We start from the raw sequence: 14,433 nt of genomic DNA, 5'->3' as shown, positions 1-14,433 counted from the left end.
TATGCAAGGCATGCAGGCCTGCCAGGAAACGGCCGGCTCCAGCCAGGTGCTGGCGCGGCTGGGTTGCGATCTGCAGGGGGCGGTTCAGGGTGTGAGGTGGCAGTGCAGGCTCACGGAGTATCCACCTACATGGATCGTCGCAGGTCCATCAGCGCCTGCTGGCTCACTTGCAGGGCTCCTTCATGGGGGCGGTCGAGATCCGCGATGAGCCCGATGACGATAGAGAAGGTGAGCGCGACCACCACCTCGGCGAGCGAGCGGCTCGTCCGAGAAAGGCCAGCGTGATAGCCCATGGCGGCGAGCGACAGGACGGCTACCGCGAGCAGCGCTATCCAGATGGCAGCGGGAATGCGGTTCCTCACATCAGCGGTCACCCGTTTCGCGTGGAGGTCGATCACCTCGTTGAGCGACTGGACGAAGAGACCCAGGACAATCGACGTGGGGTGTGCCTCGCCGATGGCCGTGGCCTGCGCCCACAGTTGAGTATGCAGCTGCTCCGACTGGCGTATGCCTGCGGCAATGGTGCCCGAGCGCACGGCCTCCAGGCGCACATCCACATACTCGCGCAGGAGGGTACGGATTTCTTCGCGTCGCTCAGGAAGCATCCCGGCGCGTAGATAGGTTGTCCCAATCGCGTTGGCCTCGTCGAGGACGACCTGTCTGCGCGTATCGAAGCGTTCAGCTGCCAAGCCAAAAGTGAAGGCAAGAATAAAGGCCAGCAACCCAAGAGTGGCCCCGACCATCGCGCCAACGGCTGACTCTTTCTCCTCTTCCGATCGACTGCGCCGGTACTTGCCTAAACGGTAGCCGCCCTCAACGGAAAGCAGGACGAGGATCAGGATAGTTACGAAAAGCCCCCAAAGAGGCAGAGCATCGAGGGGGCCGCCACTTTGTTGCATTGCCAGTTCTCCTGACACATGAATGCATCGACCGCGCGCCTCTTCCGGGCCGCTAGCGGGTGAAGTAACCGGCGCGTTTCGGTGCCTGCGTATATAGAGATGCTAGGTATTAACCTGCGGTGGTCAAATTCCCGTACACGGGGCAAGCCCCAATAAATTAAAAACCCCAGCCACTGGCTGGGGTTTTACTGCCTGCGATTTATTACCGCCACCCGCTCTATTCGCTGTCGGCCTGATACAACGACTGCGCATCAAAGGCCGGCAATCTATGCGCCAGAGCTAATTAGCCGCCACAGCCATGCCCGCATTGGCAGGCATCCTTCCCTTTGCGCAGAATCGCGTAGAGATCGTCCTTTAGCTGCAGTTTCTGCTTCTTCAGCGACTCAATGGTTTCGTGAGTAGCCGGGGTGATACCAGCTTCCATGTTCTTTATCTCTTGGTCGAGAGCGTTGTGGCTATGGAAAAGCTTCGCAAAGTGCGGATCCTCGGATTTGAGGCGAGAAATTTTTTCACGGAATTCGGGAAACATGAGGGTTCTCCAATGGGGTGAAAAAGTACTTTGCAGGGTACGGAGGTGTCTAGCGTTGAGGTAGATCACTGAAGGCACCGCAACAAAAGGGCGCCAAAGACCATTTGGAGAACGCCACCCTTGAGACTGTTGCGCCCTGAGTGACGGGTGCTATTCGTTGAGAAAAGACGGGCCATCGAACAGCTGTGGCGGTTGTTGAACGACAGAGGAATGCCGCGCGCGCCAAGCCCGAGCTATCGGTGCCGGCGACGCCACGGCAAGGCGCTGCGTAGCGATCGTCAGCCCCATAGTGATGTGGCTGCCTGCTCGGAAGGGTGGTCGGATGCGTGTGAAATGGGCGGCCAGATGACCGTGGAGTCCGCAGGTCGGTAGCCGTGTACGGTGCCAGTGTCGTCCGAACTGGTGAGTTTCATTCGGAAGCACTGGAAGCACCACGGGCAGTTCACCGGGGTCTATTACGTCAGTTGGTAGGACAATTTTGGGTCAATCGAATGACCCAGAAAGCAAAAGCCCCTGAGATTTGCTCTGAATATCAGGGGCTTAGGCTGTTTTCATTTGGGCCGGGTCGTTTGAGCGGTTCACATAAGGTATTGTTTTTTAAAGGTTAATTTATCTCAAAGGACGTGCGGGATACATGTCAGGATACAGCGCACGGTCGGCTGGACTTTCGTTGTCAGCCATTAGGTGAAATTTTTTATTTTGCGGCCGTATGAAAAAGGCTGGGGGCTCGGTGGCCGGCCTATGAGGCCATAGGGATTTGCCCACCCCCCTCCCCAGGTGGGGCATACGACCTAGAATCCACTAGAGCGTCGCACTCTCTCTTAATTACTGCTCTTGCTTCTTGGCGCCTCTGGCGGAGCCGGACGGTAGTGGTACGAAGCCTGGATTTCAGCAGTCGAAGCAGCAGAAAAAGTACGCAAGAAGCAGCTTTTGACGTCTGCATCAGTCGTGCAGCCGATCAATCGGAGCTCAAAGGGGGGCTCCGATTTGATAGGCAAATTCGTCCGATAGCAGGCACTCAAGCTGTTATCAGACCAGGCCAATATGCGGAAGGCATATTTCGTCGCTATCCCCTTTGCTGCCGTTCGTACTCTCGTATCCGTATGTATTGGCGATCTTGAGCAAGCTGTGGTGCGGCTAGGGCTATAGCGTCTAAGCACTGCCCTAGCTCCTCTGGGGGCCACGGTTGGTCGGCTATCACAATACTCAGTAGCGACAATGTTTCTTTAGGGAACCTGCTACACAAGCCTGATTCGTGGAGCACATGGACTACGTAGTAAGGGTGCTCAATTGGCTGCAGCCATCCTCGCACGGTAGTCAAGGCTGCTGGGAGCTCATTTCGGGCTGCAATGACCAACCGGGCCAACGTTTCGGAAATTCGCGGGCTGCGTAGATCACGGGACTTGGGCCAGACCTGCTGCCAAAACGGCTGCACTCTGTTTTTCCAATAATCCTCACGTTGATCGGCGGCACTTTCAAGCGCCTGAGAGAGCGCCTGTGCGGCTTTCTCCAGCCCATCTTGTGGCAGCGCGCCAATCGCGGATTGGAAGTCCTGCACCGTATAGCCTTCAGTCGAGCCTAATGCAGCATAAGTAAGGAACGCCGCAAACTGCTGGCGGTGCTCGCCAAGATCGGCATAGTGTTGCGCACATTCTAGGAAGTGCGTTTTGAATGCGGCGAGGAGGGGCTGATATAAACGGGGTGACCATAGGAAACCTTCCCACGCAGATTTTGCTTCGAGCAGGTTATTCCAGTTGAAAAGTGGCAGGAGATATTGCTCTGACCAAGGGCGATCTACGCGGAAAAAAGCAATCAGGCGAGAGCTTAGTAGTACGCGGCCATGGCGGAACCGATCTACCTGCAGATCGCACAGCATAGTGAAGAGTGGCTTAAGTTCGGGCGGAAGCAGGTCATTATCGTTGGGGTTCCGTTTGAGCCACAGATTAATTAGAGCCTGCGTGATATGCCCTACCGGGTGGTTAATTGCCGAGCCAACAGGATCAACGACTTCGACGCCATCGCGGATCATGCGCGAACCCGGTCCTGCCTCCAACGGCAGGGCCAGCACGCGGCGACACAGATCCTGAAGAATGACCTCATGGCGTTTTATCGACTTGGATGCGGCTTCTATCCACCAAGTGACAGCATGGTCAATCTCTTGAAGTACGGCATCTGGCATCGTCTGCACCAGAGGTGCAGCGTATTGCCAGGAGCGCAGCACCATGCTTTCTTCGGACCAGACCTGCAATGCTGCGCGCCATCGGCCGGCAGGCCATACATCATCCCGCGCTAGGTCGTTTAGCGCACATAGGCTGTGAAAGAAGCGGGTACGGCACACGTCGCGCCACGTATCTTCGTAGTAAGCCTGCTGCTCGGGGGGCGGTTTTTTGAGCCACTGCACCAGCTCTTGTCGCTTGCGGGGAGCAATGTCTACCTCTCGGTTTTCCTCGTAGTCTGGATCGCCTGTGCCGCTCATCCAGTGGGAAAATTCGTCGCGCTCGTTGTCTTCCAGTTCCCACTCCGGGTGGGCAGCTGCCAGCTCTGTTAAACGGGCTGCGGCGTCGGTGCCCAAAGTGAGGCCCGATGCGCTCAGTTTTGCCAGATGTAGCCAAACTGACTGCGCCACTATGAATTGCCACCGATCTTCTTCCAGATCATCTCGGTACATCTCGCGCGGTGGTCCTGCCAAGATGGCCGTTTCCAGTCGCACTTGAGTTGCCCCCGTTAGCTGGCGTCCCTGTAGAACGAGCAATCGGTACACCTCCCGCCCAGTATTTGTGGACCACAGCCACCACGCTCCATCGGCTAGAAGCCATTCCACCCACTGCTCGGGCAAGATGCAGTCGTCTTGACTGGCGGCAAACAAGGCCAATCGTTTGAAGGTGGGGTATGGCAACTCGAACCAGGTCTGTGCGGTTCGCATTGCCCGTAATGCGTCGCCGGAGCGTACGGCCAGCCAAGCATCGCGCAGCAATTCGATCAAGCTCACCCAGTCGTTGAAGCCCCGGTTCTGCCAGTGCGGTGAAATGGATGGTAAATCCCAGTGCGACCGATCATTACGCTCGTCGGCCTCGCCTAACTCCTTCAGCAGGTCCAAGGCATCGCGCAACAGATGCTGGAAATCTTCCAGAAGGTGCGGCAAGGCGCTAGCCCAGTACTCGCCGCCAAGATCAAGTAGGGTTGAATGCACATGATCGGCCGTCAGCTGCAGCTCCGCGTCCACTAATTGGCCTAAGCGCGTAGGCTCGTCGGGGGTTTCCTCTTCGTCTCCCCAGAGAAACGGCTTCTTCAAGGCTACTTTGGGGGCGAGCAGCTCTCGTAACTCCAAACGCAGAGTTGTACTCAACTGCTCTCGTTTCAGTCGCTCATGCCAACGGTAAAGGTCTGGGTCGCGCTGTGTAGATTTAACTCGTCCGCTCAACAACAAGCGCCACAAAGTGCGCATTAAGGGGCCGGGTAGGGATTTGGGCGCCTGAGAACGAATATCATCCAGCTCGGCGGTTTTGCCTTCGTGCTCAAGTGAGGTAATTCGATCCAGTTGGTGCTCAATCAACCACCTCCAGCGATCATGTAACTGGCCACCACTCTGTGCGATCCAGATAACCAGTTTAGGGTCGTCTAAGTGTCGCACTAGCCAGCGGGCCAGATGAAACATCACCTTATCCCACTGGCTGCCGGCGTCGCCTCCAGATGCCAGCAGCATCGGCGGTGCCAGATCATAGGGTGCAGGCCGGCGGACCAGGCAGAAGCTCAGTTTGGCGTCTGTATCGTCGTGGGGGGGGACACCGAATCGGGGCAGATCTTCGTGTCCCCAACGATTGATTGCGAAGGCTTCTAACAACCAATCCAGAGATGGGGCAGGGTTGAAGTCAGCAAATGTTTTGGCGGGGATCCCTGACTTATCCGATAAAGCCCAGAGCATCCGACCGACGAAGTCATCTTGTTGCGTGCTGTCCTGTGGACGGGCTAGAGCATGTTTGACGACGATAGCTGCCTTGCCTTCTGCTCCGTCACGATAGGTATCTGCCCAAGCGCTCAGGGTCTCATGCAGCGCAGAATGGTCATGGCTGCCGACAGCCACCTTATAGAGGATGGGAGTGACGCCTTTGGCTTCCCATTCGATGGTCTTACGCTGCTCCTGCCCAGGCACGCAATCGCCCAGTGCCCAGGCCTGTGGTGTGACCTCACCCAGCATTCGGTCAGCGGCCAGCGCATCCATCATGTAGCGCATAACTGGGTCGTTGATGCTGTAACCGACGAAGCAGACTACATAGTTGCGGAACAGCTCGCTTACGAAACGAGCGGCCCAGCGCTCGGTCAGGTAAGCCAGACCAAAATCGCCGCTGGTTACCACCAGACGGTTCAGGGTCGTATCGTCTGCATTCTCGTGCAGTAGACCGTGCAGGTAGACCAGTCCATCCCAGCGGCTGTTCTTCGGGATCGGCAACATCGGCGCGGCATAAGGCTGGAATGGCTGTCCAGTGCGTTTGGCCGCTGTGTGAAACACGCGATCAAAGTTGGTGGTTACCAGTCGTAGTGCGCCCATTCGGTTGCGCGCTAGTCTTAACAGCGCAGCCTGAGTATTAGTGGCTCCCTTTCGACGCAGTTTCGGCTTCAGCGCCTGAGCCATTGCACGACGAACAGCCATGCGCTGTTCGGGCAGACGTCGCTCCAGCAGATCGAGCGTGGCGTCAAACTGCCCACGGTCGAAAGCCTCGCGCTCAATATCATTGAGCGTCGTCCCGTTCAGTCGGTAGATTTCTTCCACAAGTCCTTTAAAGCCAGGCAGGCCGGCGGGATAGGAAATCCCTGCGCCGCAGAAGAACACTACGCGACCTTCTTCGTGTGCCTGCAATAGGGCATCTGGAATATCGGGTCCATGGGTTATGAATTGCATTCCGTATGCTTCCTATCCAAAACGTGCTGACGCGGGGTAAAGCCCAGTAGAGGCCACCCTTCTAAGGCTTGCATCAAGTGCGGTGGTCGTGAGCCTAGCGACCAGGGCTCGCTATCTACCTGCACGAAAAATAGCGCGTTATCTGCTAAGGGTCAGCCTGGAAATGGAAGATGCGGCTTGCTGGTCGAGAACCAAGCTGCGACGCGCAAAACATCTGCATCAGCGGACTCCCCTGCAATCATTGCTGCGTTACAGGGCCGGCCCAGCAGGGACCTGAGATTGGTCGTTCTGCCGGGCTGGCTTTGTCTCGGTTATATCTTCCCTGTCGATCGTGTAGGGCTATGAAGGGCGCTAAACCCACGCTCATCGAGCCAGGCATGCCATCGTTCCAAGGCGTTGCGCTTCAGAGTTTCGGCGGTGGTGTGGATGTACGTGGTGTTAAGCGCATTCAGCGCGTGATTCAGCAACAGTTCCCCAATCAGGTACCCAATTGCGTGGTCCTTCTGCATGTGCCTGGGTTTTAAGCTTGTGGAGTGGGGGCTGTTCAAAAAAAGGGCGGCCCATGAGAGGTGTCACGCGCGCTTAAATCCCACAACATTTCCTGTTGCTAGTTTGTCTAGGTGGTCTGCATACCATTGCATCATTTCCCGACGCTGGGGCAGATACACTGCCTTGTTGTACACACCCGCTACCCCTTCCTTGACGTGAGATAGCTGGGCCTCGATGTGGTTTTCGTCGAAGCCGTGTTCATTGAGAGTCGTGGAGGCGATGTGCCGGAAGCCGTGGCCGGTTTGCCGGCCTTCATAGCCGAGACGGCGCAGGGCCATCAGGAAAACGGTATTGCTTCGGGGCTTAGTCGTGTCGCTGCGGCCGGGGAAGAGCAGGGGATAGGTACCAGTCAGTATGTGCAGGTCGCGCAGCAGCTCAACGGCCTGTTGAGGCAGCGGCACCAGATGCTCACGGCGGCGTTTCATGCGCTCGGCCGGAATCGCCCATAAGGCCCCGTCAAGATCGAACTCCGACCAACTGGCTTCCCGTAGCTCCGAAGGGCGGCATGCCAGCAGTGACAGCAGTTGCAGGCCGATCCGAATGTCAGTTGCACTGGGGTATGACCGAATGGCGCGTAGCAGCGCCGGCAATTCGGCCTGGGATACATGGGCGAAGTTTTCCACCGGCCGGGTCTGCAGGAACTTGTGCAGCCCCTCCAGCGGGTTATGGGTTGCCCGACCAGTCACACGGGCCAGGTCATAGATTTCCCGGCACATGCCACGTACGCGGCTGGTCTGCTCGACGATGCCCTTTTGCTCCATGCTGCGCAGGAACTCCATCCACTCGATGGGCAGAATCTCGGCAAAGGGACGTTTCCCGAATACTGGGAAGACATGCAATTCCAGAGCGCCTATGGTCCGTACCGCCGTGCCCTCGGTCCACGTCTTGCGCTTATTGGCATACCACTCGCGGGCCAGCTTCTCGAAAGTATTGGCAGCTGCTTCGGCTTCGGCCGCTTTTCGAACGTGTTTCATCGCAAGAGGGTTACGACCCTGGGATACATCGCCTCTTAGTTCGGCCGCCTTTTGACGGGCGAGAGAGCCGCCGACCTCGGGATAACTGCCAAGGCCTATCCATGACCATTTGCCGTCGGGCTTCTTGTAGCGAAGCTGCCAGGATTTTCGACCGTCCGGTTTGACGCGCAGATACAGGCTGCTGCCGTCATGCTCCCGGTATTCCTTGTCTTCTGGCTCCAGAGTGGCAAGCACTGTGTCAGCCAGTGGGCGGCGCTTGATTTCGCTGCGCTTCATCCTTGTACCCCTTAGTTTCAATTTTTGAGTCGGGTACAGGGGAGGATACACGGCGGGCTGTGCTGTGTATCCATATTGGGGGACGTGCGGAAACAAGAAAGCCCGCACGAGGCGGGCTTTTCAGGGCGTTTCCGATCATGTGGGAACATGTGGAAACTTGCATTTGGTGGAGCCGGGGGGATTTGAACCCCCGTCCGCCAGCACGCTGCTATCGGTTCTACATGCTTAGCCATCTCTATTAGGTTAACTCCTCGCGGCCCGAGTGGCAGGGCGCTTGGAGCGAGCTGTATGAGTTTTAGCCGTTACGTCTACAGCGAACTTGGCGGCGATCCTGTTCTATATGACTGACCAAATCTTCGGGTTTACAGGCATCCCCTAGGGTCAGCTGGCGCCCTTAGGCGGCCAGAGCGTAGTTGTCGTCGTTGGCAACTATGAAAGTGTGGCAGCGGATTTACGAGAACTGTCACCTACTCGGCATGCCCCTCAAGTTTTGTCACCGGCGTCGAATCCTAATCGGCCCCAAAACCTATGAAGGTCGGGGCTAGTGTACGGGAAAGCCGTCACGCGGTCCATCCGGGTGACGGCAAGGTCTTGTCAGCTCAGGAGTTTCAGCACCGCTTCGGCCACCGCTTCGGAGGAGGCGGGGTTCTGGCCGGTGATCAGCAGGCGATCCACTTCCACGTGGCTCTGCCAGTTGTCGGCCTTGCTGAAGCGTGCGCCGTGGGCCTTGAGCATGTCCTGGACGAGGAACGGTACGACCTTGGTCAGGCCGACGGCCTCTTCCTCGCTGTTGGTGAAGCCGGTGACATGCCGGCCCCTGACCAGCGGTTCGCCGTTTTCCGCCCGGGTGTGACGGAACACGCAGGGGGCGTGGCAGACCGCGGCGACCGGCTTGCCGTCGGCGTGGAAGGATTCGATCAGGGCGATCGAGTGGCTGTCTTCGGCGAGATCCCAGAGCGGGCCATGGCCGCCGGGGTAGAAGATCGCGTCGTAGTCGTTCGCAGTCACTTCGGACAATTTCCGGGTATTCGCCAGCGCAGCCTGGGCGCCGGGGTCATTGCGGAAGCGCTCGGTCGCCGGCGTCTGTGCATCGGCCGCGTCGCTCTTCGGATCGAGCGGAGGCTGTCCGCCCTTGGGTGAGGCGAGCGTCATTTGCGCGCCGGCATCCTTGAAGACGTAATAGGGCGCGGCAAATTCTTCGAGCCAGAAGCCGGTTTTCTCCCCGGTATCGCCGAGGCGGTCGTGGGAGGTGAGGACTACGAGAATATTCATGGCCTTTCCTTCGCGTAGAACGATGACGGTAGCTGCGCCGTGCCGGCCGAAAAACGGCTGCACGGAATCGTCAGTTTAGGCGCTCGTCGCGAGAGCGTTGTCGCCGGGCGGGACGCACAAGGAAACGGCGTTTTTCAGTGGTGGTTCGAGGGGAGTGGCCAGCGGCTTGGCGGACCATTGCATCCGCGGGGTGTTGGGGCGGCGAGGGGCGGTTCAGGTAGAGGGCCGTCGAGCCTCGGCGCGACGGCCCCCGATTGCGGTCATGATTTGCCGCCAGTCTGGCGTTCAAGCAGTTTCAGCGCTTCGCTGCTGGCCGCGATGCAGCCTTTGGTGTCACCGGCGGCTTGTTTTTCCAAAGCCTTTTCCTGCAACCGCATCACCTGGTCCTCAACAGTGGGATTCGTGGTTGCGCTGGTTTTCATGGTGTCGTCGATCTTCTGGATGTTGGTGCTGCAGAGATCGTCGGCGAACACGGGGCCGGCCAGCATGGCCATGGCAATGACAAGGACGGTACGTTTCATGGGGCTCTCCTGGCGGGATTGCCTGTGGTTGCACTTGAACAGGCCCGGAAACCGGTGCCTGAAGGGTGGACCCCAGTGTTTTCCGGCAGGTTCAGAAAAAATTCCCGACGGTAGCTGCCGATCGGTGATTTTCCGGGCGGGAAGCGATCGCCGCTGCCGGCCACTCCGGAGCGGAGCGGCCGGTGCGGGATGTGGCGCGGGGTCGTCTAGGCCGGGACTATCGGGCGGGTGACGCGATCCACCAGGTAGACCACGCCGTGATAGTCGATGCCGCCGTGGACCGATAGTCCGATTTCGCAGGTGCGGCTGGTGGAGATGCCTTCTTCGCAGTACTGCACGGCGTCCTTCAGTGTGCGCAGCGAGTGGGCGTTCAGCTCCGGCGTGGTGAAGCCCTTGTCGCCGGCGAAGCCGCAGCAGTGGATGCCTTCCGGGATCACCACTTCGCGGGTGCAGCGCTTCACCAGGTCGATCAGCGCCTGGCTTTCGCCGAGGTGCTGGGTGCTGCAGGTGACGTGCACGGCCACCGGCTTGTCCTGCGGCTGGAACTCCAGGCGGTCGACCAGGAAGGTACGGATGAACTTCACCGGGTCGTAGATTTGCAGCCGGGTGTCGGCCAGGTCCTGGACCAGACGCAGGGTGCAGGGACTGGTGTCGCAGTAGATCGGGTCGAGTCCGCCACGGCTGGCGCGCAGCAGTTCGGCGAGCAGTTCGTCGCGCTTGTCGTCGGCCTGTTTCGCGTAGCCCTTGGAGGCGAACGGCTGGCCACAGCAGAGGCTGTCGGCGTTGTCCGGGAACACCACCTGGTAGCCGCCTTTCTCCAAGAGCTGGCGGGTCTTGTCGATCAGCGGCACCTGTTCCTCGTCGCCGGCCGCCGGGCCCATGGCGCGGGACACGCAGGCGGTGAGATAGACCACCCGTGGGCGGCTGTCGTCGTGAACTTGAGGAGCCTCGGCCAGGCGAACCGGCTGCGGCATGGCGGGTGTCCACTGCGGAACGCGACCGCCGGAAGCTTCGCTGAGCGCTGCGCTGACCCGGGCCAGGCGTGGTGCGCCGAGCAGCCTGCGCGTGCCGTTGGCGGCGTACAGCATGAAGCGTGCGCCGCGCATGGCGGTGCCGAAATTGCGCGCCAGCCAGGTGGCGGTGCCGGGATGGCGAGTCTCCGCGCCGCGCAGCTTGCGTACCAGGTTGCCGGTGTTGATGTTCACCGGGCAGCGCTGGGCGCACAGGCCGGTGGCGGCGCAGGTGTCGATGCCCTGGTAGTGGTAGTCGCGCTCCAGTTGCGCGGTGTCGATGCCGGCGCGCTTCTTCGCCTGGATGTCACGCCACATGACGATGCGCTGGCGCGGGCTGAGGGTCAGTCCCTTCGACGGGCAGACCGGCTCGCAGAAGCCGCATTCGATGCACTTGTCGACGATCTCGTCGGCGGCGGGCAGCGGCTTGAGATTCTTCAGGTGGGTTTGCGGATCCTCGCTGAGAATCACGCCGGGGTTGAGGATGCCGCGCGGATCGAGTAGGCGCTTGAGTTGCCACATCAACTGATACGCATCGTGGCCCCATTCCAGTTCGACGAAGGGTGCCATGTTGCGCCCGGTGCCGTGTTCGGCTTTCAGCGAGCCGCCGTATTCGACCGCGACCAGATGCGCCACGTCGTCCATGAACGCCGAGTAGCGGGCGATCTGCTCCGGCGACTCGAAGCCCTGGGTGAAGACGAAGTGCAGGTTGCCCTCCAGCGCATGGCCGAAAATGATCGCCTCGTCGTAGCCATGCTTGTCGAACAGCGCGATCAGGCGGTTCACCCCTTCGGCGAGCTGTTCGATGGGGAAGGTGACGTCCTCGATGATCACCGTGGTGCCGGTCTCGCGCACCGCGCCGACCGCCGGGAAGGTGTCCTTGCGGATGCGCCAGAGCTGGTTGTAGACCACCGGGTCTTCGCTGAAGTCGACCTGCTTTTCCACCGGGAAGCTGGCGATGGATGCGCTGATCTGCGCCAGTTGCTCATGCAGCAGGCTTTGCGTGGCGGCGCGGGATTCGATCAGCAGCGCGCAGGCATCGGCGGAGAGGCTCTTCACCCACTCCGGCATGCCCTGCATGTTCTCCACCGAGTGCAGGCTGCGGCGGTCGAGCAGTTCCACGGCGGATACCGGCTGCTGCTTGAGCACGGTGACGGCGGTGCAGCAGTTTTCCACATCGGGGAAGACGATTAGCGCCGAGGCCTTGTGCGGGTGATCTGGCACGGTGTCGTAGGTCACCGCGCTGATGAAGCCGAGGGTGCCTTCGGAGCCGACCATCAGGTGGGTGAGGATGTCCAGCGGCTCGTCGTAGTCGACCAGCGCGTTCAGCGACAGGCCAGTGGTGTTCTTCAGCCGGTACTTGTGGCGGATCTTCGCGGCCAGTTCGGTGTTGGCACGGGTCTGCCGGCCCAGTTTGGCCAGTTGCTCCAGCAGCTCGCCATGACTCTCGCGGAAGGCCGCGACGCTGGCCGGGTCTTCGCTGTCGAGCAGGGTGCCGTCGGCCAGTGCCAGGCGCATGCCGGCGAGGGTGTGGTAGGTGTTCTGCGCGGTGCCGCAGCACATGCCGCTGGCGTTGTTGGCGACGATGCCGCCGATCTTGCAGGCGTTGATCGAAGCGGGGTCGGGACCGATCTTGCGGCCGAACGGCGCCAGCCAGGCGTTGGCCTGGGCGCCGATCACGCCGGGTTGCAGGCGGATCTGCTCGCCCTGGCCGCGGATGTCGCGGCCGTTCCAGTTGTCGCCGAGGACGATCAGCACCGAATCGCTGACCGCCTGCCCGGAGAGGCTGGTGCCCGCGGCGCGGAAGGTGACCGGCACGCCCTGGGAGTGGGCGAGCTTGAGCAGGGTGATGACCTCGTCTTCGCTCTCGACGCGGATTACCAGCTTGGGGATCAGCCGGTAGAAGCTGGCGTCGGTGCCGAAGGCGAGGGTGGAGAGCGGATCGTCGAAGCGGCGCTCGCGGGGAATCAGGTGTTCAATGGCGTCGATGAAAGCGGCGGGCAGACTCATGGCGGCTCCAGTCATCATCGGTGTGTGGGCTGTCAGGCAGCCCATCGGTTTTTTGAGTTCAGATCCTGTAGGAGCGCGCCATGCGTGCGATTTTTCGCGGGCATGGCCCGCTCCTACAAGCATTGGTATTCACCTGTAGGAGCCAGCTTGCTGGCGATCCCGGAATCATCGGCAAGCACAAAGCTGCCAGTTGGCTCGGATGATCGCCAGCAAGCTGGCTCCTACAAAAAGCCGCTCCGACAGCGGCCTGCAAGACCGTTGTCCCTACAGAGAGCGATTACCTGCCCAACTCGCGTACCAGCGAGTCGGCGCTGATTTCGCTGATGGACTTGGCGCCGGTCAGGACCATGGCGACGCGCATTTCCTTCTCGATCAGTTCCAGCAGGTTCATAACTCCCGCTTCGCCGGCGGCGGCCAGTGCGTAGACGAAGGCGCGGCCGAGCAGTACGGAGTCGGCGCCGAGGGCGATCATGCGTACCACGTCGAGGCCGGTGCGGATGCCGGAGTCGGCGAGGATCGCCAGTTCGCCCTTCACCGCGTCGGCGATGGCCGGCAGCGCGCGGGCGCTCGACAGTACGCCGTCGAGCTGGCGGCCGCCGTGGTTGGAGACGACGATGCCGTCGGCACCGAACTTCACCGCGTCCTTCGCATCTTCCGGATCGAGGATGCCCTTGATCACCATCGGGCCGTCCCAGAAGTCGCGAATCCACTCCAGGTCCTTCCAGGAGATCGACGGATCGAAGTTGGCGCCCAGCCAGCCGATGTAATCCTCCAGGCCGGTCGGGTGACCGCGGTAGGTGGAGATGTTGCCGAGGTCGTGGGGCTTGCCCAGCAGGCCGACGTCCCACGCCCATTCCGGATGGGTCATGGCCTGCAGGATGCGCCGTACCGAGGCGTTCGGGCCACTCATGCCGGAGTGGGCGTCGCGGTAGCGGGCGCCGGGTACTGGCATGTCGACGGTGAATACCAGGGTGGTCACGCCTGCCGCCTTGGCGCGTTCCAGCGCGTTGCGCATGAAGCCGCGATCCTTCAGCACGTAGAGCTGGAACCACATCGGCCGGTTGATCGCCGGTGCGACTTCCTCGATCGGGCAGACGGAAACGGTGGAGAGGGTGAACGGCACGCCTTTCGCCGCCGCCGCCCGCGCTGCCTGCACCTCGCCACGGCGTGCGTACATGCCGGTCAGGCCGACCGGGGCCAGCGCCACCGGCATCGACAGCGTCTCGTTGAACAGCCGGGTTTCCAGGCTCAGTTCGGACATGTTCTTCAGCACGCGCTGGCGCAGGGCGATGCCAGCCAGGTCTTCCACGTTGCGACGCATGGTGTATTCGGCGTAGGCGCCGCCGTCGATGTAGTGGAATAGGAACGGCGGCAGCTTGCGTTGGGCTGCGGCGCGGTAGTCGGTAGAGGCAGAAATGATCATTGGGCTCTTCCGTTGATGAAAACTATTGGATCGAGCGAGCTAGAGCGAGACAAGACGGAAATGGCCGAGGGTG

At 60.4% G+C, this 14,433-nt stretch carries 8 protein-coding genes and 1 other RNA gene; all 9 read right to left on the bottom strand.

The features are described from left to right. Nucleotides 1-125: 125 nt before the first annotated feature. On the bottom strand, nt 126-899 hold the full coding sequence (locus JFY56_RS15985; RefSeq protein ID WP_208314831.1) for a bestrophin-like domain: 774 nt from the start codon (nt 897-899) through the stop codon (nt 126-128). A gap of 283 nt (nt 900-1,182) precedes the next feature. Then, a complete protein-coding gene (locus tag JFY56_RS15980) occupies nt 1,183-1,428 on the bottom strand; it encodes a YdcH family protein (protein ID WP_208314830.1) in 246 nt (81 codons plus the stop codon). Nucleotides 1,429-2,494: 1,066 nt separating this feature from the next. Continuing rightward, entirely contained in the window at nt 2,495-6,325 is a 3,831-nt protein-coding gene (gene dsr1 / locus JFY56_RS15975) for an anti-phage defense-associated sirtuin Dsr1 (protein ID WP_208314829.1), read from the bottom strand. Between the two features lie 572 nt (nt 6,326-6,897). Further along, nucleotides 6,898-8,124, bottom strand: coding sequence for a tyrosine-type recombinase/integrase (locus JFY56_RS15970; RefSeq protein ID WP_208314828.1), 1,227 nt, complete (start codon nt 8,122-8,124; stop codon nt 6,898-6,900). Between the two features lie 164 nt (nt 8,125-8,288). Beyond that, nucleotides 8,289-8,645: a transfer-messenger RNA gene (ssrA, locus tag JFY56_RS15965) on the bottom strand. Nucleotides 8,646-8,718: 73 nt separating this feature from the next. Continuing rightward, nucleotides 8,719-9,396 (bottom strand): type 1 glutamine amidotransferase domain-containing protein, encoded by a 678-nt coding sequence (locus JFY56_RS15960; RefSeq protein WP_208314827.1) that lies wholly within the window; start codon nt 9,394-9,396, stop codon nt 8,719-8,721. A gap of 260 nt (nt 9,397-9,656) precedes the next feature. Then, nucleotides 9,657-9,917, bottom strand: coding sequence for a hypothetical protein (locus JFY56_RS15955; protein WP_208314826.1), 261 nt, complete (start codon nt 9,915-9,917; stop codon nt 9,657-9,659). Between the two features lie 206 nt (nt 9,918-10,123). Beyond that, nucleotides 10,124-12,937, bottom strand: coding sequence for an FAD-binding and (Fe-S)-binding domain-containing protein (locus JFY56_RS15950; protein ID WP_208314825.1), 2,814 nt, complete (start codon nt 12,935-12,937; stop codon nt 10,124-10,126). 277 nt (nt 12,938-13,214) lie between these two features. Further along, the gene (gene lldD, locus JFY56_RS15945; RefSeq protein ID WP_208314824.1) at nt 13,215-14,360 is read right to left on the bottom strand and encodes an FMN-dependent L-lactate dehydrogenase LldD; all 1,146 of its coding nucleotides are present in this window, start codon (nt 14,358-14,360) and stop codon (nt 13,215-13,217) included. Between the last annotated feature and the right edge of the window lie 73 nt (nt 14,361-14,433).

The sequence above is a fragment of the Pseudomonas schmalbachii genome (assembly GCF_017589465.1).
Taxonomy (GTDB): domain Bacteria; phylum Pseudomonadota; class Gammaproteobacteria; order Pseudomonadales; family Pseudomonadaceae; genus Pseudomonas; species Pseudomonas schmalbachii.
Note: the sequence above shows the minus strand (reverse complement) of the source record. Positions and strands in the feature narration are given on the sequence as shown.